This is a genomic window from Paraburkholderia sp. Tr-20389 (assembly GCF_017104565.1).
Taxonomy (GTDB): Bacteria; Pseudomonadota; Gammaproteobacteria; order Burkholderiales; family Burkholderiaceae; genus Paraburkholderia.
Genome location: NZ_JAAGPD010000002.1, coordinates 305296 through 328064, shown reverse-complemented (window position 1 = coordinate 328064; position 22769 = coordinate 305296). Strand labels below are relative to the sequence as shown.

15 protein-coding genes are annotated in these 22769 nt (G+C 64.4%); 2 read left to right on the top strand and 13 right to left on the bottom strand.

What is annotated here, in order from left to right:
• Positions 1 to 13: 13 nt before the first annotated feature.
• Positions 14 to 1264 carry an efflux RND transporter periplasmic adaptor subunit gene (locus G3N95_RS05755; protein WP_205969018.1) on the bottom strand — a complete coding sequence of 417 codons (1251 nt, stop codon included), beginning with the start codon at positions 1262 to 1264 and terminating at the stop codon, positions 14 to 16.
• Positions 1265 to 1273: 9 nt separating this feature from the next.
• On the bottom strand, positions 1274 to 4471 hold the full coding sequence (locus G3N95_RS05750; RefSeq protein WP_205969017.1) for an efflux RND transporter permease subunit: 3198 nt from the start codon (positions 4469 to 4471) through the stop codon (positions 1274 to 1276).
• 374 nt (positions 4472 to 4845) lie between these two features.
• Here G3N95_RS05750 and G3N95_RS05745 point away from each other — a divergent pair, with 374 nt between their 5' ends.
• The gene (locus G3N95_RS05745; protein ID WP_205969016.1) at positions 4846 to 5169 is read left to right on the top strand and encodes a DUF4148 domain-containing protein; all 324 of its coding nucleotides are present in this window, start codon (positions 4846 to 4848) and stop codon (positions 5167 to 5169) included.
• 109 nt (positions 5170 to 5278) lie between these two features.
• Here G3N95_RS05745 and G3N95_RS05740 read toward each other — a convergent pair whose 3' ends face one another.
• Positions 5279 to 7471: a xanthine dehydrogenase family protein molybdopterin-binding subunit gene (locus tag G3N95_RS05740; RefSeq protein ID WP_205969015.1), complete on the bottom strand. Its 2193-nt coding sequence runs from the start codon at positions 7469 to 7471 to the stop codon at positions 5279 to 5281.
• Positions 7472 to 7474: 3 nt separating this feature from the next.
• Complete coding sequence (locus G3N95_RS05735; RefSeq protein ID WP_205969014.1) at positions 7475 to 7936, bottom strand: (2Fe-2S)-binding protein; 462 nt, start codon at positions 7934 to 7936, stop codon at positions 7475 to 7477.
• Between the two features lie 216 nt (positions 7937 to 8152).
• On the opposite strand from G3N95_RS05735, the gene G3N95_RS05730 reads away from it, so the two are divergent.
• The gene (locus tag G3N95_RS05730; protein ID WP_205969013.1) at positions 8153 to 8842 is read left to right on the top strand and encodes a DUF4410 domain-containing protein; all 690 of its coding nucleotides are present in this window, start codon (positions 8153 to 8155) and stop codon (positions 8840 to 8842) included.
• Positions 8843 to 8876: 34 nt separating this feature from the next.
• Here the strand turns inward: G3N95_RS05730 and G3N95_RS05725 are convergent, their stop codons facing one another.
• The 9 genes from G3N95_RS05725 to G3N95_RS05685 form a co-directional block, all read right to left on the bottom strand.
• Positions 8877 to 11816, bottom strand: coding sequence for an EAL domain-containing protein (locus tag G3N95_RS05725; RefSeq protein WP_205969012.1), 2940 nt, complete (start codon positions 11814 to 11816; stop codon positions 8877 to 8879).
• Positions 11813 to 13072 carry an extracellular solute-binding protein gene (locus G3N95_RS05720; protein ID WP_346778360.1) on the bottom strand — a complete coding sequence of 420 codons (1260 nt, stop codon included), beginning with the start codon at positions 13070 to 13072 and terminating at the stop codon, positions 11813 to 11815. Before G3N95_RS05720 ends, G3N95_RS05725 begins: the two co-directional genes overlap by 4 nt.
• 388 nt (positions 13073 to 13460) lie before the next feature.
• Positions 13461 to 15044, bottom strand: a complete 1584-nt coding sequence (locus G3N95_RS05715) for a Na+/H+ antiporter (RefSeq protein WP_205969010.1) — start codon at positions 15042 to 15044, stop codon at positions 13461 to 13463.
• Positions 15045 to 15178: 134 nt separating this feature from the next.
• Entirely contained in the window at positions 15179 to 15595 is a 417-nt protein-coding gene (locus G3N95_RS05710; RefSeq protein WP_205969009.1) for an organic hydroperoxide resistance protein, read from the bottom strand.
• Positions 15596 to 15784: 189 nt separating this feature from the next.
• Positions 15785 to 17554, bottom strand: a complete 1770-nt coding sequence (locus tag G3N95_RS05705) for an FAD-binding protein (protein WP_205969008.1) — start codon at positions 17552 to 17554, stop codon at positions 15785 to 15787.
• 132 nt (positions 17555 to 17686) lie between these two features.
• On the bottom strand, positions 17687 to 18427 hold the full coding sequence (locus G3N95_RS05700; protein WP_205969007.1) for an SDR family NAD(P)-dependent oxidoreductase: 741 nt from the start codon (positions 18425 to 18427) through the stop codon (positions 17687 to 17689).
• Positions 18424 to 19266, bottom strand: a complete 843-nt coding sequence (locus tag G3N95_RS05695) for a shikimate dehydrogenase (protein ID WP_205969006.1) — start codon at positions 19264 to 19266, stop codon at positions 18424 to 18426. Before G3N95_RS05695 ends, G3N95_RS05700 begins: the two co-directional genes overlap by 4 nt.
• Positions 19263 to 21815, bottom strand: a complete 2553-nt coding sequence (locus G3N95_RS05690; RefSeq protein WP_205969005.1) for a branched-chain amino acid ABC transporter ATP-binding protein/permease — start codon at positions 21813 to 21815, stop codon at positions 19263 to 19265. The genes G3N95_RS05695 and G3N95_RS05690 overlap by 4 nt, the downstream gene beginning before the upstream one ends.
• Positions 21812 to 22681: a branched-chain amino acid ABC transporter permease gene (locus tag G3N95_RS05685; RefSeq protein WP_201649386.1), complete on the bottom strand. Its 870-nt coding sequence runs from the start codon at positions 22679 to 22681 to the stop codon at positions 21812 to 21814. Before G3N95_RS05685 ends, G3N95_RS05690 begins: the two co-directional genes overlap by 4 nt.
• Between the last annotated feature and the right edge of the window lie 88 nt (positions 22682 to 22769).

Sequence of the window (22769 nt, the reverse complement as noted above, 5' to 3'; positions counted from 1 at the left end):
CGCTTTCCGTTTCTCAACCGCGCTTCGCCGGCGTCGCTGCCTGCGCTGCATTTACAGGCGCCACGCGTACGGTTTCGCCACTGCTGATCGCATCGCCCGGATTGTTGATCACGCGATCGTTTGCTTCGAGCCCCGTTGCGACTTCGACATACGTGCCGAAATCGCGGCCGATGGTTACGGTCTTCAACTGCACCTTGTCGTCGGTACCGATCGTCGCGACAGTGACGCCGTCCGGCCGGAACAGCAGCGCGCTGACGGGCACTTCGAGCGCGGGGTGCGCTGTTTCCAGCGCAAGATGAACCTGCGCATACGCACCCGGCAGCAACGTGCCGTCGCGATTGTCGACGTCGACTTCGACGCGCAGCGTGCGGCTCACGGGATCGATCGAATCCGCGCTGCGCGCGACCGTCGCGTCGAACTTGCGCCCCGGATACTGCTGCGTCGTCAGATAGACCTTCGTGCCCGGCGCGACACCCTGCGCATCGTTTTGCGGTACGTCGACATATACGCGCAGCCGGTCGGTCTGTTCGATATGAAAGAGTTCGCCGCCATTGGCCGCGATGCCGGGCGAACCGCCCGACGTCACCAGCGCGCCGACGTCGACGTTGCGCGCGGTGATCACGCCATCGAACGGCGCCGTCACTTTCTCGTACGACACCAGCTCCGAAAGCCGCGCCACGTTCGCTTGCGCCGCTTGCCACGCGGCCAGCTTCGCTGCGCTGTCGCTGGTTTTCGCGTCGGCGTCCTGCTGCGAGACCGACTGCGTTTGCAGCATCGTTTGCCAGCGTTGCGCAGTGCTGTTCGCAAAGGTGTAGTTGGCTTTCGCGGTTGCCTCATCGGCGCGTGCCTGGCGCAGTTGCGCGTCGAGTTCGGGCGTATCGATGTCGGCGAGCGTTTGACCCGCTTTGACCTTCGCTCCGATATCCGAATACCAGTGCTGGATGTAGCCGCTCGTGCGAGCGTAGATCGACGCATCCGCGAACGGCATCACGTTGCCCGGCAGCAGCAGTTCCTGCGACGTGGGCGCGCGCTTCGGCGTGAGCGCTTCGACCGTGAGATAGCGCTGTGCATCGACCTGCTGCGTCAGTGCCGTGTTGGCCTGTAGACGCGGCACGATGCCGATCGCGAGCAGCGCGGCGGCGACAGCCGCGAGCGCTGCAGGCAATATCCAACGCCGCGTCGTGCGTGTGTGTTTGTGATCGAGAGGCGCAAGGTCTGTGCGAGCCGAAGGTTCCGGACCTGTCGGCAGATTGGGCGTGGTCATGGCAAGTCCTTATTGAGCGTGTGTGGTCACGTCGGCACGATCGGCTGCTTTCTTCGCGCGGCGCTTCGCGAGCCACGCGTGCACCATGCCGAACACGACGGGTACGAACATCAGCGTCGAAACCGTGCCGATCGCGAGCCCGCCGATCACCGCGCGGCCGAGCGGCGCGTTCTGTTCGCCGCCGTCGCCGAGGCCGAGCGCCATCGGCAGCATGCCGATCAGCATCGCGAGCGCCGTCATCAGCACCGGGCGGAAGCGGTTGAAGCCTGCATCGAGCGCGGCGGCGAGCGGCTCCATACCGTTCGCGAGCGACTCGCGCGCCGTGTTGATGACGAGAATGCTGTTCGCCGTCGCAATGCCGATGCATAAGATCGTGCCTGTCAGCGCGGGGACGCTGAGCGTCGTGTGCGTGGCGAACAGCATCCACGCGATGCCCGCTAACGAACCCGGCAAGCCGCTGACGATGATGAGCGGATCGAGCCACGACTGGAAATTCACGACCATCAGCAGATAGACAAGGGCGATCGCGAACACGAGACCGTAGCCGAGGCCCACGAACGACTCGTTCATCGACTGCACCTGCCCGCGAATCACGATCGACGAGCCGGGCGGCAACTGCGCGCGTGCGGCGTCGACGAGTTTCGTCACGTCAGTGGCGACGCTGCCCAGATCGCGCCCTTGCGTCGACGCGAAAATGTCGAGCACGGGCTGTACGTTGTAGTGCGAGACGACGGCCTGCTGTGTGCTGCGCGATGTCGTGCCGAGCGTGCCCAGCTGATTCTGCGGATTGACGCGCACCTGGTTGGTCGTCAACGGAATGTTGGTGAGCGTCTGCAGCGAGTGAATGTCGTACTGCGGCACTTCCGTCACCAATGGATAACTGACACCGTTCTTCGGATCGAGCCAGAAATTCGGCGTGGTCTGCGAACTGCCCGACAGCGCGATCAGCATGTTCTGCGCGACGTCTTTCTGCGTCAGGCCGGCCTGTATCGCCTTCGTGCGATCCACGTTGACGTCGATGGTCGGTTCGTCGCCGGGCTGCTGGATGCGCGCATCGACGAGACCGCGCACGCCGCGCATCTGCGCGAGCAGCTTGTCGGCGACGACACGGTTCTGATCGAGCTTGTTGCCGACGATCTGCACGTCGATGGGCGCGGGCAGACCGAAGTTCAGAATCTGGCTGACGATATCGGCGGGCAGAAACGCGAACGTCACGCCGGGAAATGCCTGCGTCAGCACGTTGCGCAACTGCGCGACGTATTGCGCCGTCGGCTTGTGATCGGGCGTGAGCGTGACCATGATGTCGGCGTCTTCGGGGCCGATCGGATCCGCCGAGTCGTACGTCAGGTTGATGCCGCTCACCGGCACGCCGATGTTATCGAGCACGGCTGCCTGTTCCGACTTTGGAATCACGCTGCGGATCTTCGCTTCGACCTGATCGGTGATACGCGCCGTCTGCTCGATACGTGTGCCCGTCGGTGCGCGCAAATGCAGGCGAATTTCCCCGGTATCGACGGCGGGGAAGAAGTCGCGGCCCGCGAACGGAAGCAATGCGAGCGACGCGAAGCACAGCGCAAGATAGACAGGGATGAAGCGGCGGCGATTCGCGACCGTGCGTTGCAGCACGTTGTGATAACCGTTGCGCAGCGTTTCGAAGCGCTGCTCGAAGCCGTGTTGAAAACGCACGAAGATGGCGAAGCGGCCCGACGCGGCATGTCTATCCGCAGACGGCGCGCGCATCAGATACATCGCGAGCGTCGGGACCAGCGTGCGCGAGAAGAAGTACGACGCGCACATCGCGAACACGACGGCTTCCGCCAACGGCACGAACAGATAGCGCGCGACGCCCGACAACAGGAACATCGGCACGAACACGATGCAGATCGACAGCGTCGAGACGAAAGTCGGCACGGCAATTTCGCCGGACCCATTCAGAATAGCGTCGTGCAGCAGCTCGCCTTTTTCGAGGTGATGCGTGATGTTTTCGATCGCCACGGTCGCATCGTCGACGAGAATGCCGACCGCGAGCGCGAGTCCGCCGAGCGTCATGATGTTGATGGTCTGCCCGAGCGCCGCGAGCGCGATCAGCGACGTCAATACGGCCAGCGGAATCGACACGGCAATGATCAGCGTCGCGCGCCAGCTGCCGAGAAACAGCAGGATCATCGCGGCCGTCAGGCAAGCGGCGATCAGCGCTTCGCGCACGACGCCCGAAATCGCGGACTTCACGAACACGGACTGATCGGAGAGCGGCGTGATCTTCAGCGCACTCGGCAAACCGGCGGCGATCTTCGGCAGCATCGCCTTGACCTGCTGGATGATGGTGAGCGTCGATGCGCTGCCCGTCTTCTCGATTTGCAGCAGCGCCGCGCGCTTGCCGTCGCTGCGCACGATATTCGTTTGCGGCGCGTAGCCGTCGATTACATGCGCGACATCGCGCACATAGACCACGCTGCCGTTGACCGTCTTGATGGGCAGATCGTTGAGGGCAGCGACGGTGCTCGTGCTGCCGTTCATCTCGACGTTGTATTCGCGCGAGCCGATCTTCGCGGTGCCGCCGGGCAGAATCAGGTTTTGCGCGTTGACTGCGTTGACCACGTCGGCGGGTGCAAGGCCCTTCGCCTGCAACGCTTTCGGATCGAGCTGGACCATGATCTGGCGGATCTTGCCGCCGTATGGCAGCGGCACGGCTGCGCCTTGAATCGTCGCGAGCTGCGTGCGGATGAAGCTGTTGCCCAGATCGTAGAGCGTCTGTTCGGGCAGCGTGTTGCTGGACAAACCCAGTTGCAGCACGGGCACCGTCGATGCGTTGTACGTGATGATGTTCGGCGGCAGTGTGCCGGGCGGCAGCACGCGCAGGATCGACGCGGAGTTCGACGCGGCTTCGGCGATCGCGCGGTTGATGTCCGCGCCCGGATGAAAGAACACCTTCACGACGGACACGCCGTTGAGCGATTGCGATTCGATGTGTTCGATATCGTCGACGTCGGTGGTGAGCGCGCGCTCGTAGTTCGACGTGATCCGGTGCGCCATGTCTTCGGCGGAAAAGCCGTTATACGACCAGACGATGCTGACGACGGGAATGTTGATGTTCGGGAAGATATCCGTCGGTGTGCGCAGGATCGCGAGCGGCCCGACGATGAAGAGCAGCACGGCCAGCACGATGAAAGTGTAGGGCCGCCGCAGGGCCAGTTTGACGATCCACATGACGGGTTCCTTGGACGATGATCGGCCGGTATGTCCGAACGCGGATCGCGCCCGAACATTTCATGGGATCGCAGTGTGGCGGCGGGGCACTTACTCGCAAGTGACTGTGACATTACGAATTCGACATCTTGGGCGGAGGATAAACAGCCCTAAACGATGTCGATTGCGTAAATGACCGATTTGTCATCTGAGGGACAGGCTTAGGTCAGCACTCAGTGCCCACAATGGCGTTAACCCTTTGCGAACCGGCGGCCACACGGTTGACGGGACCCAAACCGACAAGCAGTGAAACGCGGCGAAGGGCATTGGGGCCGCATCCTCGTGGACGTTATGGATGCGGCGCTGGTCAAGAACTCACATGCAGGTGAACCATCATGAAAGCACTGATTCAGGCCGTAGTTGTTTCGTGTGCGCTGGCTGCGCCGGCACTTTCCTTTGCTCAGGCCGACCAGGGCCAGGTCACGCGCGCACAGGTTCGCGAAGATCTGCAACGCGTCGAACAGGCGGGCTATCGTCCCTCGTCGGACGACGCCTCCTATCCTGCCGACATCCAGGCAGCCGAAGCCAAGGCATCAGCGGGCGAGCAGCCGCCGCTGGAACAGACAGCCGTAGGCGGCGTCGCGCCGAGCGGCACGATGCAGATGGGCGCGCCGGCATCGTCGGATGGCAATCCGAAGCCGGTTTTTTTCGGAAACTGAGTGAGATGCAGCGGGCGCGCGTCGCCCGCTGCATCATCGCGACGTGAAAGCCGGCGGTCGCCTCACACGCAGCGACCGTGCCTGACGTCTTGCCGACGCTCGCCCCGACTCAGGCGAGATTCTCCGTCGAGAACGGCAGCGCATACACCCGCTTGCCCGTGGCCGCGAAAATCGCGTTTGCGACGGCGGGCCCGACGGGCGCGACACCTGGCTCACCGATGCCGGTGGGCGCTTGCGCCGAAGCAACGATGTGCACTTCGACCTTCGGCATTGCGTCCATGCGCAGCACGCGATAGCCGTCGAAGTTGTTCTGCTCGATGCGGCCGTCCTTCAACGTGATCGCGCCGTACAACGCCGCGCCCAGGCCGAAGCCGATGCCGCCTTCGATCTGTGCCGCGATCACGTCCGGATTGATCGCGGTACCGCAATCCACTGCGCAGACGACGCGATCGACCTTCACTTTGCCGTCCTTGTCGACAGACACCTCGGCGACCTGCGCGACGAAGGTCTTGAACGCTTCGGCCACCGCGATGCCGCGGCCTTTCCCGGGCGGCAAAGGCGCGTTGCTCCAGCCCGCCTTCTGGGCGGCGAGATCGAGCACGCCGCGCATGCGCGGCTCGTGTTCGAGCAGATCGCGCCGGAACGTGTACGGATCTTTGCCGGCCGCGTGCGCTGCTTCATCCATGAACGCTTCGACGGCGAAGGCCGTGTGCGAGCTGCCCACCACGCGCCACCACAGAACGGGCACGCCCGTGCGCATCGTCGACAGTTCGACGGAGATGTTCGGAATCGCGTACGCGATGTTCGCCGCGCCTTCCACCGACGTTCCGTCGATGCCGTTCTTGATCAACCCCGCGAACGGTGTGTCGGCGACGATCGATTGCCCGACGATCCGGTGCTGCCAGCCGACGAGCTTGCCATCGCGCGACAGGCCTGCTTCGAGCTTGTGAAAGTACATCGGGCGATACAGGCCGCCGTGGATGTCGTCTTCGCGCGTCCATTGCAGCTTGACGGGCGTGCCGTTCGCGCCGAGCGCCTTCGCGATCGACACGGCTTCGACGATATAGTCCGAGCCCGGATTCGCACGCCGACCGAAGCTGCCGCCCGCGTACAGCGTGTGGATGCTGACCTGCTGCGGTTGCAGACCGGCGACGTGCGCCGCGTTCGCCTGATCGACGGTCTGGAACTGGTCGCCCGCCCAGATTTCGCAACTGTTGGCCGTCAGTTTGACGACGGCGTCGAGCGGTTCCATCGGCGCGTGAGCGAGGTACGGGAATTCGTAGCTCGCGCTGATCTTGCGCGCCGCGCCCTGAATCGCCTTCGACGCGTCGCCTTCCGTGCGCGCGGGCAGACCGGGCTTGTCGGCGGCCTTGCGGTATTCGGCCATGATGTCCGCCGAACTGCGCTTCTCCGCGTTCGTATCGTCCCATTCCACCTTCAGCGCGTCGCGGCCCTGTTTCGCCGCCCAGAAGCTCTTGCCGACGACCGCCACGCCGCGCGGCACCTGCACGACGTTCACGACGCCGGGCACCGCTTTCGCCGCCGACGCATCGAAGGAACGCACCGTTGCGCCGAACTGCGGCGGCCGCTGGATCAAGGCGACGAGCATGCCGGGGAAGGTCACGTCGAGCGTGAACTGTGCGGTGCCGTCGGTCTTGGGCGGCACGTCGACACGCGGCGCCTGACTGCCGATCAGTTTGAAGTTCTTCGGGTCCTTGAGCGTCACGTTTTCCGGCACAGGCAATGCGGCTGCCGCCGATGCCAGCGAACCGTACGTCGCATGCCGGCCGCTCGCGTCGTGATAAACGACGCCGCGCTCAGTGCGCAAGTCGGCTGCGGGCACCTTCCATTGCTGTGCCGCCGCCGTCACCAGCATCGCGCGCGCTTTCGCGCCCGCGTCGCGCAATTGCATCCACGAATTGGCCATCGCCGAACTGCCGCCCGTGCCCTGCATCGTGCCGAACGCGAGATTCGCGTAGCGCTTCGCATCGGCGGGCGCGCTTTCGACCCGCACGTGCGACCAGTCCGCATCCAGTTCTTCGGCGACGATCGTCGCGATGCCCGTGTACGCGCCCTGGCCCATCTCGACGTGCTTGGCGATCACGGTCACGCTGTCGTCGGCACCGACGCGCAGGAATGCGTTCGGTGCGAACGGCGCACCCGGCGTCGGCGCCGCGAGCGCGCGGCGCGACGTGACGGTCCATTCGAAGCCGATGGTGAGCGCGAGCGCGGCCGCCGTGCCCGCGCCTTTCAGAAAGGAGCGCCGCGCCGGGCGCTGAAGGTCAACGATATCGGTCGTCATCGCTCACCCCTGAATCGTGCCGGCGGCATCGTGGATCGCGGCGCGAATTCGCGTATAGGTCGCACAGCGGCAGATGTTGCCGCTCATCGCGGCGTCGATATCCGCGTCCGTCGGCTTGGGGTTTTGCGCGAGCAGCGCGGCAGCGGACATGATCTGTCCGGACTGACAGTAGCCGCACTGCGGGACTTGCAGCTTCACCCACGCGGCCTGCACGGCCTTCGCCGGCTTGCCCTGCAATCCTTCGATCGTCGTAATGTGGCGGCCCTCCACGGCCGACAGCGGCGTAATGCACGAGCGGATCGGCTGGCCTTCGAGATGAACCGTGCACGCGCCGCATTGCGCCATCCCGCAGCCGAATTTCGTTCCGTGCAGACCCGCGACTTCGCGGATCGCCCAGAGCAGCGGCATGTTGGGATCGGCGTCCAGCGTCGTGGACTTGCCGTTGAGAATCAGAGTGGTGGACATCGATGACTCCGAGTAGGTTCTGGTTATGCACGCGCACTGCGTAGCCTCGAACGGCATTACGCGGTTGCGAGTCGGAGTGTGGCGCAAAGCGGGCCGTTCCGCTGTCCAAATACTCTGGAAGTCTTGCCTGATTCTGCGGTGCGTCGAGCGCGGCGGGCGTATATTCGTCGATGGCGCAAACAGTTTCCGCGTGATCGCCACGATCAGGAGACCGCGATGAACAATCGATGGTTGAAGGGCTCCGTTGCAGCCCTCTGGCTCGCTGCATTCGCGTCGCTGGCTTCGGCCCAGCAAGGCGGCGTCGGGAACGCAACGAGCGCTTCCGCGCCCGTCGTCTACGTGTCGGACTTCGAACTCGACGCGGCCAACATCACGCCCGATCAAAGCCGTCTGAGTCGCGCGCGCCGCTTTGCCGGCAGCCTGTCGCCGCTGCATCTGTCAGAGCAGGACCCGCAGAAAAAATCGCAGGCGCTGGTCGCCAGCATGGCCGATACGCTGGTCGCCGACCTGCAGCACGACGGGATCGATGCGCGCCGTCTTCCCGTCGGCGCTCCGCTGCCCGCGCAAGGCTGGCTGGTGCGAGGCGTCTTTCTGGCGGTCGACGAAGGCAACCGCGTGCGGCGCGCCGTCGTGGGTTTCGGCGCGGGTCAGGGCAAGATCGAACTGGCCGTCGCCATCGACGGATTGCCTGTCGAATCGCCCACGCCGCTCTATCTGACCGTCGAGGGACAGTCCGACAAGCACGCGCCCGGCGCGATGATCAAGCTGAATCCTTACGTCGTGGCGGCACGCTACGTGATGGCGGGCAACGACCAGCAGGCCGACATCAAGCAGGCTGCATCACAGGTCGCCGAGGCCGTGGTCGCGCGTGTGAAAGCGCGGACCACGGCAGCGCCGCAGCAATGAACCGCACGCGCGCAAACGCGCGCATCGATGCCCTTCAGATACTTTCCGGACTGACCTCGATACGCGGCCAGACGAGCGCCTCGAACTGATCGGGCGGGACCGGCTGCGAATACAGGAAGCCTTGCGCGAAGTCGCAACCGACAGCCGTCAGAAAGTCGCGCTGCTCGATAGTTTCGACGCCTTCCGCGATCACCTTCAGCCCGAGCTTGTGAGCCAGCACGACCATCGCCTCGCACAGCGCCTGATTGTCCGCGTCGAAGCCGAGGTTCTGCACGAAAGAGCGGTCGATCTTCAGAAAGTCGATGTCGAAGCGCTTCAGATAAGCCAGCGACGAGTAGCCCGTGCCGAAGTCGTCGATCGAAATGCGGATGCCCGCGTGGCGGAACGTCGCGAGCCGCTCGTCGATATTCAGATCGGCGTGCAGCAACAGGCCTTCCGTGATTTCGATCGCGATACTTTGTCCCGGCATGCCTTCGCGGGTCAGGTAGTCGGACCATTGCGTGCCGAGCTGATAGTCCTGGCGAATCTGCACGGGCGACATGTTCACGCTGATCTGGAACGACGGATGGAAGCGCCTGCGCCACAGCTTCGCCTGCTGCACGGCCTGACGGAACACCCAGTCGCCGATCGGCACGATCAGGCCCGTGTCTTCCGCGAGCGGTATGAAGTCCAGCGGGCTGACCATGCCGCGCTCGGGATGCAGCCAGCGGATCAGCGCTTCGGCCTTGAAGATGTCTCCCGTCGACAGATCGACGATCGGCTGGTAGTAGAGCCGGAATTGATCGTGCGGCAACGCGGTGCGCAGATCGCTCGTCAGGCGCAGGCGCTTTTCCGCTGCAACCTGCAGGTCCGGCGTGAAGTAGTTCAGGCGATTGCGTCCGGCATTCTTGGCCGCGTACATCGCCTGGTCGGCGTTCTTGAACAGCACGTCGAGTTCGCGCGTGTCGTCCGGATACACCGTGATGCCGATACTCGCCGAGATGAACGCTTCGTCAGGGCCGAGCGCGAACGGCTCGGACAGCGTGTCGATGATCGTTCGCGCGATCCGTTCGATGCTGCCGCTGTTGTCGATGTTCGGCAGGATCACGGTGAACTCGTCGCCGCCCAGGCGCGCGACAGTGTCCGATTCGCGCACGCACGAAGTGATGCGCCGCGCGGCTTCGATCAGCAGCGTGTCGCCCGTATCGTGTCCCAGCGAATCATTGACTTCCTTGAAGCGGTCCAGATCGATCAGCATCAAGGCCATCCGATGTCCGGAGCGCTGCGCGATCTTCGCTTCCTGTTCGAGACGGTTCTGGAACATTTGCCGGTTCGGCAACTGCGTCAGCGTATCGAAGTTGGCCTGTTGCCAGATCGCCGCTTCGAACGCCATGCGGTCCGACAGGTCACGGCCGACGGCGAGCACCGAGTTCACGGTGCCCGACGGATCGATCTCGGGCGTGAGGCGGATATGCGAGCACTGCTCCTGACCGTCCTTGCTGAGCCAGCGCAGTTCGAACTGCCCGCTCTTGCCGCTCGAAATCGCTTCGCTGATCTTGCGCTCGTAGATCAGCGCGTTGGCCCCGCCGGGAATCTCCGACGGCCGCTTGCCGAGCGCTTCGCTGAGCGTGCGTCCCGCCGACGTGCAAAACGCCGGGTTCGCATACGTGCGGCGCAGGTCGCGGTCGTAGCGCGTGATCGTGTCCGGCGAGTTTTCGATCAGCGTGCGCGACTCCAGCTCCCGGCTGACGAGTTCGGCCGTGCGCTCGGCCACCGTCTGTTCGAGCGATGCATTGATCTCGTTGATCTTCTGGATCTTCTGCCGGATTGCCCCGCGCATTCTTTCGAAACGCTGTTCGAGCCGGCCCAGCTCGTCCTGCCCGTCGTCGACAGGCGCTTCCGTCAGCGCCTCGGCTTCGGCGCCCGCATCGCTGCCCGTGTCGTGCATCTTCCGCACGAGATTCTTCAGCGGCGCCGAAATACTGTGCGAGATGAAGTACGCAAAGAAAATGGAAAGCAGGAAGCCCGAAATGCCGACCAGCACGATCTGGTTGCGCACGGATTGCACCTCGGCCGTCAGCTTTTTCTCCGGGATCGTGCTGACGACGAACCACGTCGTGCCGGGAATCCGCGTGTACGCCGCGAAGTAGCCCGCGCGGTTCTTGCCCTCGAAGCTGACGAAGCCGTTGGGCTCGCCGAGCGTTTCGGTGTTGTGCGTGATCTTGTCGATCAGGCCGGGTTCGGCCGTCGCGTTGGCGCTGGCGGGTGTATCGTCGGCGCGCACGATCAGTTTGTTGTTGCTCGTGTCGAGCACGTAGATCTGCGTGTCCGTGCCCAATGCAACGTCGTTGAAGATCGTCGAGAAATGTTCGGGGCGGATCACCAGCACCAGATTGCCGAGCTGCTGGTTGTTGCTCTTGCCGATGACCGCGCGCACCATCCCCAGGTTCTGCTGGCCGACGCCGTTGTCGTAGCTGCCCCAGTAAGGGCGTCCATTGTGTTCGGGTGCCTGCCTGACGAAGTGCATCACGCCGCGCGTCAGTTGCGCGAACGCCTGGGTGTCCATGATCCGGTCGTGCTGGTCGAGCAGGTATTTTTCGTTGATGAAATCGACCGAGCCGTAGTGATCGAGAAGCAGCCGCGTCATATCCTGACGCGCTTCGCTCTGTTCCTTCGGGCTGCCGCTTTCGACCTTCATCAGCGCGGTTTGAACCTGATCGGACAGCACCAGCAGGCTGCTCTCCGTCTCGACCTGCTCCATGCGCAGCACGACGTTGCGCGACACCTGCTTGACCACTTCCTTCGAAAAGATCTCGGCTTTCTCTTTGATGGCTGCCGTCGACTCCGCGTACGATATGTAGCCCGAAATGAGCACAGGCAGCAGCGACAGCAGGATGAACGCGGTAATCAGCCGGTAGCGTATTTCGACACGTCGCAACAGATCCTGCGACAGGTATTCAAAAGCGCGTTGCAGTGAAGCGATGATCGAGCTCATTTGTAATGCATCTTTGCTTCATTCTTGACGGACGCGTCGAGCAGCTGGGCCGCCTGCTTCGGTGTGATCCGGTTCAAGAGGACATCCTGCATCAGACGATGCAGGCGCTCGATGGAATTGGACGGAAGCACCGAATAGTACGGGCTCGCCGTGACGGGATAACGACTGACGGCGCGCGTATAGTCGACGATCTGCGGATCGCCCGCGATCGTCCCCGCGCTTTGCCTGAACGGCGAAATATTCTGGCGCTTCGCCTGCAGAATGCCGAAGCCCTTGCCCGCGATGAACTCGAGAAAACGCATGGCGGCAGCCTTGTTGGGGGTTTCGCACACCGCAAAACCCGTTTCGCTGCCGATCACGGGCACGACCCGCTTGCCGGGCGCATTCCACGGCGGAATGAAGACGCCCGCCTGGAACGGATTGCCGTGCAGCAGCAGACCCGCCGCCCAGCTGCCGTGGAAAGCCATCGCGACCTTGCCTTCCTTGAACAGGCGGATGCCGCCGTCGTAGTCCGTCGCCATGTATCCGTCCTGCACGTAACCGCGCTCCGCGATCAGGGACATCTTGGCAAATATATCGGCGACGGCGGGCGTGTTCAGATTGAGCGTGCCGTCGTCGATCTTCTTTTTCCAGGCGGGCTCGCGCGCCACCACGTTGTTGGCGAAGCCGAAGCTGAACGGACCGTTGCCCAGCATGTTCGGAAACCCGCCGTTCCACATGATAGGCGTGAAACCCGCGCGCTTGAGCTGCTCGCAGACGGCCAGGAACTCGCGAAAGTTGGTCGGCAGCGTCTTGATGCCGGCTTTCTCGAACATGTCCTGGTTGTAGTACATCAGCACCGTCGCCACGCCGCCCGAAATGCCGAACGCCTTCGACTGGCGACGGCTCGTCCAGTCGTCCTTGAGCGGATCGAGCATGTTGTTCCATGCCGCCGTCTTGCCGACATCGGCGAGTATGCCTTGATCCGCGAGATCAGCCGAGTAGGCATTCGGGTTCACACTGACGAGATCCGGCAGGTTGCCCGAGGCGATGCGCGGCTTGATGTTCGCCTCGACGGAATTGCCGACCATGAACTGCACGTTCACGCCGATGTCCGGATTTTCCTTGCTGAATTCGGCGGCGATCTGAAGCATTTCTTCCGGCCAGTCCGGAGCCCAGACCAGCGCAGTGATGATCGTTTTCGCCGGCGCAGCCGCGCTCGACGAAGCGGAATCCTTCTGATGACAACCGTACAACGACAAAAAAAGGACAGTCACCAGGCCGGATAGCAGGGAGGCAAGGGTAAGTCGTCGCACGTGAGAATCACTTTCAGGTTCGAAGTGGAGAAAATCCGTCATGACGTTCTGTCCGCGCAACGCATCGACGAGCGGAAGCGGCGCCTCGCATGGAAGCGCGCCGCTCAGTGAGCGTTGAATTCGTTGAATAGGCGGAAAGCAAACGATTGCCGGAAAACCAGGGCCCGATTAGACGGCGTGACGAGATGATCTGAGCAAGCAAGGGAACGCTTGCGGCGGATGCGACGCGCATATCGGGGCCCTGACGGCGGCTAGGAAGATCGGACGGGTGTTGTGCCTCAACTGCATATCGGCACGCCCTGTTATTACTTGAGGTGGCGGCACGCCCGTGCGCGAAGCTGTGAGTCCGTCAGCCTTGAGCGTGGCGAGAGGATATTTCCTGCAAATCTAGATCGCGCTCCATCTCGTGCAGTAATTCGTCGTGAATCAGGCCGCTGCGATGCATTTTCAACAGTTCAGTGCGCCCTGCTGCGAGGGCAGTCAGAATCACGTCGTAGTGCGCTTTACGCGCTTCTTTTGGAAAGCTCGCCTCGTGCTGGAACTCTTGCGTCAGGCGCGCACGATAGCTGTACTGTTCGAGCAGCCGCGGATGCAGCACGCTGCCGTCGGGCGCGTAGACGAGCGGCTTGATCGCTTCGAGCTGCGCGGCTTCGAGACGCGCCCACGCCTGCGGCTCGGACAGATAGTTCGACGCGTGCGCGTCGGCGGCGGGACGAATGATGCGGATCACCAGCCCGATCGTCGTACCTTGCAGCAGCACCGTAAAAAGAATCACCACGAACGCGGAGAACTGGATCAGGTCGCGGCCCGGCATCGTTTCGGGCAGCGACAGCGCAATTGCCAGAGTCACGACGCCGCGCATGCCTGCCCAGCTCACGACGGAAGCGGAGCGCCAGTCGGCGGACGGCGCCGCGCGGCGCGAGATCCGGTGCAAGACCGCATTGATCGATTCGAGGCCGAAGGTCCATACGCCGCGCGATACGACGACCGTCGCGACGGTTGCCAATGCAGCGGGGCCGAGCAGCGCGAGTGCATTGTCGATGCCGCCGAGCCGCAGCATCACGCCGCGCAGCGACAGCCCGATCAGCACGAACACCAGTGCTTCGAACACGAACACGATGACTTGCCAGAACGCCGTGCCGCGCATGCGCACGGCGGCCGAAAAGATTTCATGCTGATGCCAGCCGAGCACCATGCCGCACGTCACTGTCGAAATGACGCTCGACACGCCCAGCATTTCGCCCGCGATATAGCTGATCCACGCGGAAATCACCGACGTGGTGATGATCAGATAGTCGCCATCGAGCAGACGCAACAGCCATACGACGACATAGCCGACCACGCATCCGACGGCCACGCCGCCCGCCGCGAGTCCCGCGAAGCTCAGCACGGCGTGTGACGCGCTGAACGCGCCCGTCAACGCGGCGGCGACGGCGAAGCGGAACAGCACGAGACCGGCTGCATCGTTGAGCAGGCTCTCGCCTTCGAGCAGCACCATCAGGCGGCGCGGCAGCGCGACCCGTTCGAGCACCGCTTTGGCAGCGACAGCATCGGGCGGCGACACGACCGCGCCGAGCGCGAAGCAGGCAGCCCACGGCAGCGACGGCACGACCCAATGCACGACGACGCCGACGATCCACGTCGTGAACGCGACCGCACCGATCGCATACAGCAGAATGGGCTTGATGTGCCGCTTGAAGTCGGTCCAGACGAAGAAGTACGCGCCATCCATCAGCAAGGGCGGCAGGAACACGATCAGCACGAGATCGGGATCGAGGACAACGGGCGGCAGGCCGGGCGCGAACGCCATCGCCGCGCCGCCGACGAGCAACGCTGCGGCGGGTGGCAAGCGCAGACGCTTGGCGAGCAGTTCGAGCGCGATGATCGCGATCAGCGACAGCAGCACCAGCTTGAATGCCGACACAGCCGACATGACATCTCCTGTCGAGCGCTCTTGGGGAGCCAGAAGCGTGCAGTATGCCGGTGTCGGAAGGAAGGTGCCGTCGATGGGCGGCGTGGTGGTTCGAAACGGGCAGGCGGATAGCCGCGCTGCCCTTTATCGCTCGCTTAAACGAGCGTGACGGTCACATCGATATTGCCGCGCGTCGCCTTCGAATACGGGCAGGTCTGATGCGCGCGGTCGACCACTTGCTGCGCGACATCGCGCGGCAGGCCGGGCAGGCTCACGTTCAGACGCGCCTGGATGAAATAGGCGCCGTCGGTGGTACCGAGATCGACTTCCGTATCGACGCTCGTGTCCGCGGGCAGCGAGATGTTCAGCGCGCGTGCCGCGCCGCCCATCGCGCCGATGAAGCATGCCGACCAGCCCGCGCCGAGCAGTTGCTCGGGGTTCGTGCCCGCGCCTGCGCCGCCCGGCGTCGACAGCTTGATGTCGAGGCGGCCGTCCGTGCTGCGTGCGGCGCCTTCGCGGCCGCCCGTCGTGTGAACCTTGCCTGTGTACAGTACTTTTTCGATCTGGGCCATGATGCGTGCTCCGTTGAGTGGTTGAGGGCAAACAATCGATGACCGTATTGAAGCGCGCCGATGTATCCCGCTTGTGTCGAGCGGCGCGGTCTGTGTATGCGTTTGTATCCGCGCAGGGAGCGGATACATTGCGCTACAAAAAAAGAACGGGCCTTGCGGCCCGTTCGATGTCGAAAGATTGACCGCCCGTTATGGCGTGTCGTGCACCCACGCATGCTGGCGTGCCGGCTCCGCGACGGGATTGCCGATGTCCTTGCCCGCGACGAACTTCGCGATCCGCCATCCGAACACGATCGCGGGACCCAGCGTCGTGCCCGGCCCCGGATACGTGCCGCGAAAGATCGAAGCCAGATCGTTGCCGCATGCGAAGAGTCCGGAAATCACCGCGCCGTGTGCATCGAGCACTTCGCCGTTAGCCGTGCCCGCAAGTCCCGCACTGCACGCGAGATCGGCGGGCCAGACCGTGACCGCATAGTACGGCCCGTCACCCAATGGACGGACGCACGGGTTGGGCTTTTGCGCCGGATCGCCATTGAAGCGGCTCATCGGCCCGGAGCCGCGGCCGAATGCCGGATCCTTGCCCACTGCGGCGTGACGGTTGTAGGTATCGACGGTACGCGCGAGTCCTGTCGCGTCGACATCCAGCTTCTTTGCCAACTCGGCGAGCGTCGCGCCTTTCACCAGATACCCGGACCGTTCGAACTCGGCGATACGCGCGCGGCTGCGTCCGGGCATCAACAGACCCAACCCGTAGTCGCGAAGGAACGCCGCATCGACGATCAGATGGGCGGGCACGCTCGTGCCGTTGCCTGCATCGCGCAGCATGCCCATGACGAAATCGTGGTACGAGTTCGACTCGTTCACGAAGCGCTCGCCGCGCCTGTTGACGGCGATGAGCCCCGGTTTCGCGCGATCGAGAATGATGTGCGGCCATACGCTGTCGTTGCCGTCGCGCGAGCGGCGGATCGAGCAGGGCATCCAGAGTCCGGGGCTGTCGCCGCCGTTTTCGAGCCGCGCGTCGATCTTCAGCGCGCTGCCGACGCCGTCGCCCGTATGCGTATCGGGCGACAGTGACAGCGGCTCAGCGCCCGCGGGAAACAGTTGCTTGCGCAGCGCGGGATGGCGCGTGACGCCGCCCGTCGCGAGCACGACGCCGAGACGCGCGCCGATCCGCGTGCTCGCGCCGTTCTTCGAGCCGACCACCGCGCCGGTCACTCTGCCGTTCTCGCGCACGAGTTCGATGAGGGGCGCTTCGAACCGCACGTTCACGCCGCGCTTGCGCAGGCTGTAGAAAAGGCGGGCGGCGAGGGCGTTGCCCATCACGAGTTGCGTGCCGCGCGGAAAGCGCAGCCGATCGAGGAAATAGCGTCCCACGACGGACACCGTGCGCTTGAAATTGCCGACCGACGCGAAAGGAAACAGCAACGCGTTCAGATCGCTGCGATTGACCATCATGCCGCCGAGGCCCAAGAACTCCTTGCGCGGCGGCCTGACCCGCGCGAGATCCTTGCCGAGCACGCTCGCATCGAACGGAACGGGCGCGAGCGCGCGGCCGCCGAACGCCGCGCCGGGGCCCGTCACGTAGTCGGGGTGCGCGGCTGCCGCGACGAAGCGGACATCGCTGATGCGCTGCAGTTCGTCGATGGCGAGCGGCCCGCTTTGCAGGAACGCTTCCCGCGCTTCGTCGCCGCCACGATCGCCGACCACCGATTGCAGAAAGCGCCGCGCATCGTCGACGCTATCGGGCACGCCCGCGTCGATGCTCAGTTGCGTGCCGGGCACCCACGTCGTGCCGCCCGAGGTCGACGTAATGCCGCCGACGGCCTCTGTCTTTTCGCACACGAGAACCTTGAGCCCCTCGTGATGCGCGATCAGCGCCGCCGTCATGCCGGCCGCGCCCGCGCCGAATATCAGCAGATCGACTTCTTCGTCCCAGCCGGACGCTCGCTCCGAAACCATGCCTGTCTCCTTCGTTCCGCCGCATCGCCGTTGCTCCGGCGACATTCAATGAATGGAATGATATTCCAGTATTTATGAAAGTGGAACTATATTCCATAAATGAGGGCCGAAGCCTGTTTCGAGGGTTGGGCTTCAATAGGTCGCACGTCCTCCGGAGAGGTCGAAGGTCGCGCCGCACGAAAACGAGCATTCGTCCGACGCCAGCCACGCGGCCAGATTCGCGACTTCATCGGCCGTACCCGCGCGCTGCATCGGAATCTTCGCGAGGCTCGCGGCGAGCGCTTCCGGCGTCATCTGTTGCAGCAACGGCGTTTCGATGACGGCGGGCGCGACGCAGTTCACGCGCACGGGCGTGAGCGCGAGTTCCTTGCCCATCGACTTCGTGAACGCGATCACACCCGCCTTCGCCGCCGAATACGCGGACATCGACGGATTGCCTTCCTTGCCCGCAATCGACGCGAGATTCACGATGCGTCCGAAGCCCGCCGCGAGCATCGGTCTGACGGCGGCGCGCGAGCACAGGAACACGCTGCGCAGATTGACGTCGATGCAGCGCTGCCACGCATCGAGCGCGCTGTCGGCGACGGGCGCGATCGGTCCCGTCGTGCCCGCGCTGTTGATCAGCACGTGCAGCGAGCCGAAGCGATCGAGCGTGGTCTGAAGGGCGGCGGCGACGGATGCCTCGTCCGTGACATCGGCATGCACGCCGATGGCCGTGCCGTCCGGCAATGCAGAGGCCGCTTCGCGCGCGGCGGCCGCATCGAGATCCCACAGTGCGACGCGCAGGCCGTCGCGTTGCAACCGCGCCGCAATCGCGCGGCCGATGCCGCCCGCGCCACCCGTGACGATGGCGACCCGCTGCGTCGCACTCATGCGTCGCCGTCCAGCAGGAACTCGACCATGCGGTCGCAGACGCGCGCGAACATCTGCGTGCCCGTCACCGTCTTGCAGCCGCGTGCGCGAGCCGCTTCGATGAACGGCGTGAGCGGCGGCTTCGTCACCACGTCGCCGACGAAGGTCGATGCAGCGAGACGCGATACATCGACGGGCAATGGGTCGTCGGCGCGCATACCCATCGGCGATGCATTGACGACAACATCGAACGATTCGGCCGCGACGTCCTTCGACGCCGTGTGGACGGCGCCGCGTTGCAGCGCGGCGAGCCGCGCAACCAGCGATTCGGTGCGCGCGGCGTCGTTGTCGAGCACATCGAGCGACGCGACGCCCGCGTTGACGAGTGCGTGTCCGATCGCCGAGCCCGCACCGCCCGCGCCGACCAGCAACGCGCGCTTGCCTTGCAGATCGCAGCCGGCATCGACGAGCGCCGCGACGAAGCCGGTGCCGTCGAACATGCCGCCGTGCCACGTGCCATCGGGCGCGCGGCGCAACGTATTCACCGCGCAGAGAAACGCGGCCTCTTCGGAAAAGCTCTTGCAGTACGCCGCGGCGCTGAACTTGTGCGGCACCGTGATGATCACGCCGTCGACGTTGCGCATCGGCGCGACGCCCGCGAAGAATGCGGCCAGGTCGTCGGGCGCGACGTGCGCAGGAACTACCAGCGCATCGCGTCCTGCTTCGCGCAGCGCGGCCGTCACGCCCTTCGGCGAGCGCACCTGCGCAATCGGATCGCCGACGATGAAGTACACGCGCGTCGCGCCGCTGAGTCCTTCGTCGAGCGATACGGCGGCTTGCGTTGCTGTGGATTCGGTCATGCTGATTTCACCTCCAGAGTAGAACTTGCATCGTCATGCACGATGCCTAGCAGTTTGGCTTGCATCGCGGCGTCCTGCGCCAGCGCATCGGCCGTGTTTTCATAGGCGACGCGTCCGTTGACGAGCACGTACACGCGGTCCGCAATCGGCAGCACCATGTCCGCCTGATGTTCGACGATCACGACGCTTGCGCGCTCGCGCAGCTTCACGACGGCGTCGAGCACTTCCTGCACGACGGCAGGCGCGAGCCCTTCGAACGGCTCGTCGAGCAGAATCGCTTTAGCGGGCGCCATCAACGCACGCGCAATCGCCACCATCTGCCGCTCGCCGCCGGAAAGATGTTCAGCGCGCACGTCCTTGCGGTTCGCGAGCCGCGGAAACAGCGCATACATCTCGTCGACGCTCGCGCCGCCCTTGCGCGCCGCAAGCCGCAGGTTTTCGTAGACGGTCAGGTTCGGGAACAGGCGGCGGCCTTCGGGCACCATCGCGAGGCCGAGGCGGTTGATCTCGTGCGGCGCGCGCGACGTGATGTCGTGACCGTCGAAGGTAATCGTACCCCCGCTGACCTGCGCGACGCCCGTTGCCGCGCGCAACGCCGTGGTCTTGCCCACGCCGTTGCGACCGAGGATCGCGATGACTTCGCCTTCGTGCAGCGCGAGATCGATGCCGTCGAGGATCGTGTTGCCCGCGTAACCCGCCTTCACGCCTTCGAGACGCAGCAGCGGGTGCTTCTCTTTCGACGTGTCGCGCTTTGCGTCGATGCGTTGAGCCAGACGCACGTCGACGGCACGCTCGCCCTTCGCATGACCCATGTACGCTTCGATCACTTCGGGATGCGCGGCCACGACGGCGGGCGAGCCGTCCGCGATCAGATGCCCGCGATGCAGCACGCTGACGCGATCGGAAATGGTCAGCACACGGTCGATGTCGTGTTCGATCAACAGCACGGCATGATGATTCGCGAGTTCGCGCACGATGCGCGCGACGGTCGCGCGATCCGCTTCGGCGAGTCCGGCGAGCGGTTCGTCGAGCAGCAGAAGGCGCGCTTGCGTCGCGAGCGACAACGCGATTTCGAGCAGCCGCTGCTCGCCGTGCGACAGACTTTCGCACGAGGCGGCCGCACGCTCGACGAGACCGACGGCGGCGAGCAGCGACCATGTCTGCGCATTCTGCTTGTCGAGCGTATGCGCGTCGTGCCAGAGACCGAGACGTTTGCGCTGGGCCGCCTGCACGGCGACGCGCACGTTCTCGAACACGGTGAGATTGCGGAACACACTGAGGATCTGAAACGAGCGGCTCATGCCGAGCCTCACGCGGCGGAACATCGCGAGCTTCGTGACGTCCCTGCCGTCGAAGGCGATCGTGCCCGACGAAGGAGGCAGCACGCCCGTCAGCATGTTGAAGAACGTCGTCTTGCCCGCACCGTTCGGTCCGATGAAGCTGTGCAGCTTGTACGGATACACGTCGAGATCGATGTTGTCGGCGGTGACGAGCGAGCCGAACTGTTTCGACAGGCCGCGCACGCTGAGAATCGGCGTGTTGGGGTCCATGTCGATGCGGCTCGCGCGGTACGGCGCGATGACTTCGGGACGCGGCGGGATGGTGTCGCGAACGAGCGTCCAGCGAGGCCGGCGCAGCAGCCGTTGTGCGAGCCCCTGAATGCCCTCGGGCGAGAAGAACGCAAACGCGATGATGATGGGCGCGAACATCAGCCACCAATGCTCCGTCAGGCTGCTCAGCTTGTCTTCGAGCAGGATGAACGCGATGGCGCCCCACAGCGGCCCGAGAAACTGATGCACGCCGCCGAGCACGGTCATCAGCAGGCTGTCGCCGGCGTGTTCCCAGCTCAGGTTGTTCGCGTACGCGCCTTGCAGCATCAGGCAGAGCAGGCCGCCTGCGTAACCGATCACGGAAGCCGAGATGACAAACGCATAGAGCTTGAGCCGATACGTGTCGTAGCCGAGGCTCGCGGCGCGCTGCTCGTTGTCGCGCAGCGCCTGCAACGCGCGTCCGAACGGCGCATGCACGAGCCGCCACAGACCGTACGCAACGGCCACCACGGTCACGCAGGCAAAGATGTGGAAGCCCGTGGTGGTCGCGAAGGTCGGGCGCGGTACGTTCTGCAGTCCGTTCTCGCCGCCCGTCATATCGGTCCATTTGAATGCGATTTCGAATGCGATCTGCGAGCACGCGAGCGTCAGCAGCGAGAAGTACAGGCCGCGCCGCTTGAGCACGATGGCGCCGATCAGCGCCGCCATCGCGCCCGTGACGATCACGCTCGCGGCGAGCGCGACGACTTCGTTGCCGATCAGGCGTTGCAGCGAAATCGCGACCAGATATGTCGACGTGCCGAAGAACACCGACGCACCGAACGGCACGAGGCCCGTGTACGCGACGAGCAGATTCACGCCCATGCCGTAGAGCGTGTAGATGGCGATCTGCGTCGCGCGTTCGAGCGGCGTGCCCGTCGCGGTCAACGCGATCGACACGATGAAGAGACAAGTCGCCAGCAGCGCGACGGGGTGGCGGGTCAAGAGTTTGAGATTCATTCGAAGCGCTCCCAGCGTTCGCCGAACAACCCGCGCGGACGCACGAGCAGAACGAGTGCCATCAGCACGTACATCGCCACCGACGAGCCTTCGGGGAAGAACTGCACGGCCAGCGCGGTGACGATGCCGACCAGCAATCCCGCGACGACGGCGCCCGCGAACGAGCCCAGGCCGCCGATCGTGACGATCACGAAGGCGGGCATCACGGCGGCTGTCGCCATGCTCGGCGTGACCGTCAGCAGCGGAGCGGCCAGCACGCCGGCCGCGCCTGCGAGCAGTGCGCCGAGCCCGAATGCGCCCGTCAGCACGCGCGGCAGATTGATGCCGAGCAGGCCGACCATTTCGGGGTCGCGGCTGCCCGCGCGCAGGATGCGTCCATAGGGCGTGAATTTCATGAACCACCACAACGCGAGCAGAATCGCGACCGTCGCGGCGAGCACGAACAGGCGGTATTTCGTGATCAGCAGCGGCCCATAGACGAGGAAGCCGTTCAGCGCAGCAGGCGGGCTGAACGGCAGGCCGCCCGCGCCCCACACCAGCCGGATCAGCGCCGTCAGCAGCAGCGACAGCGCGAACGTCACGATCAGGCCGAGCAAAGGCTCCTTTCCATACAACCGGCGGATGAAGATCACTTCGATCAACATGCCGACCAGCGCGACGAGAACGGGCGCGACGATCACGGCCGCCCAGCCGAACTGCATCGACAGCGCGATTGCGAAGTACGCGCCCAGCGCGAACAGCGCGCCGTGCGCGAAATTGACGATGCCAAGCAGCCCGCAGATGATCGACAGACCGATCGCGAGCAGCACGTAGAGAAAGCCCAGTACCAGTCCATTGGCGATCTGGGACAACACCATTTCTGCCATGCCGTACTCCAGGTGTCGACGGCCGTTGCACCGCGTTTGATGCAACGGCGTCGTGAGTTCAACTCGCGATTTCGCTGGAAACCGCAGA

What these genes read in the sequence shown, in the direction of transcription:
- G3N95_RS05755 (WP_205969018.1), bottom strand. Translation starts at nt 1,264, where the DNA reads ATGACCACGCCCAATCTGCCGACAGGTCCGGAACCTTCGGCTCGCACA.
- G3N95_RS05750 (WP_205969017.1), bottom strand. Translation starts at nt 4,471, where the DNA reads ATGTGGATCGTCAAACTGGCCCTGCGGCGGCCCTACACTTTCATCGTG.
- G3N95_RS05745 (WP_205969016.1), top strand. Translation starts at nt 4,846, where the DNA reads ATGAAAGCACTGATTCAGGCCGTAGTTGTTTCGTGTGCGCTGGCTGCG.
- G3N95_RS05740 (WP_205969015.1), bottom strand. Translation starts at nt 7,471, where the DNA reads ATGACGACCGATATCGTTGACCTTCAGCGCCCGGCGCGGCGCTCCTTT.
- G3N95_RS05735 (WP_205969014.1), bottom strand. Translation starts at nt 7,936, where the DNA reads ATGTCCACCACTCTGATTCTCAACGGCAAGTCCACGACGCTGGACGCC.
- G3N95_RS05730 (WP_205969013.1), top strand. Translation starts at nt 8,153, where the DNA reads ATGAACAATCGATGGTTGAAGGGCTCCGTTGCAGCCCTCTGGCTCGCT.
- G3N95_RS05725 (WP_205969012.1), bottom strand. Translation starts at nt 11,816, where the DNA reads ATGAGCTCGATCATCGCTTCACTGCAACGCGCTTTTGAATACCTGTCG.
- G3N95_RS05715 (WP_205969010.1), bottom strand. Translation starts at nt 15,044, where the DNA reads ATGTCGGCTGTGTCGGCATTCAAGCTGGTGCTGCTGTCGCTGATCGCG.
- G3N95_RS05710 (WP_205969009.1), bottom strand. Translation starts at nt 15,595, where the DNA reads ATGGCCCAGATCGAAAAAGTACTGTACACAGGCAAGGTTCACACGACG.
- G3N95_RS05705 (WP_205969008.1), bottom strand. Translation starts at nt 17,554, where the DNA reads ATGGTTTCGGAGCGAGCGTCCGGCTGGGACGAAGAAGTCGATCTGCTG.
- G3N95_RS05700 (WP_205969007.1), bottom strand. Translation starts at nt 18,427, where the DNA reads ATGAGTGCGACGCAGCGGGTCGCCATCGTCACGGGTGGCGCGGGCGGC.
- G3N95_RS05695 (WP_205969006.1), bottom strand. Translation starts at nt 19,266, where the DNA reads ATGACCGAATCCACAGCAACGCAAGCCGCCGTATCGCTCGACGAAGGA.
- G3N95_RS05690 (WP_205969005.1), bottom strand. Translation starts at nt 21,815, where the DNA reads ATGAATCTCAAACTCTTGACCCGCCACCCCGTCGCGCTGCTGGCGACT.
- G3N95_RS05685 (WP_201649386.1), bottom strand. Translation starts at nt 22,681, where the DNA reads ATGGCAGAAATGGTGTTGTCCCAGATCGCCAATGGACTGGTACTGGGC.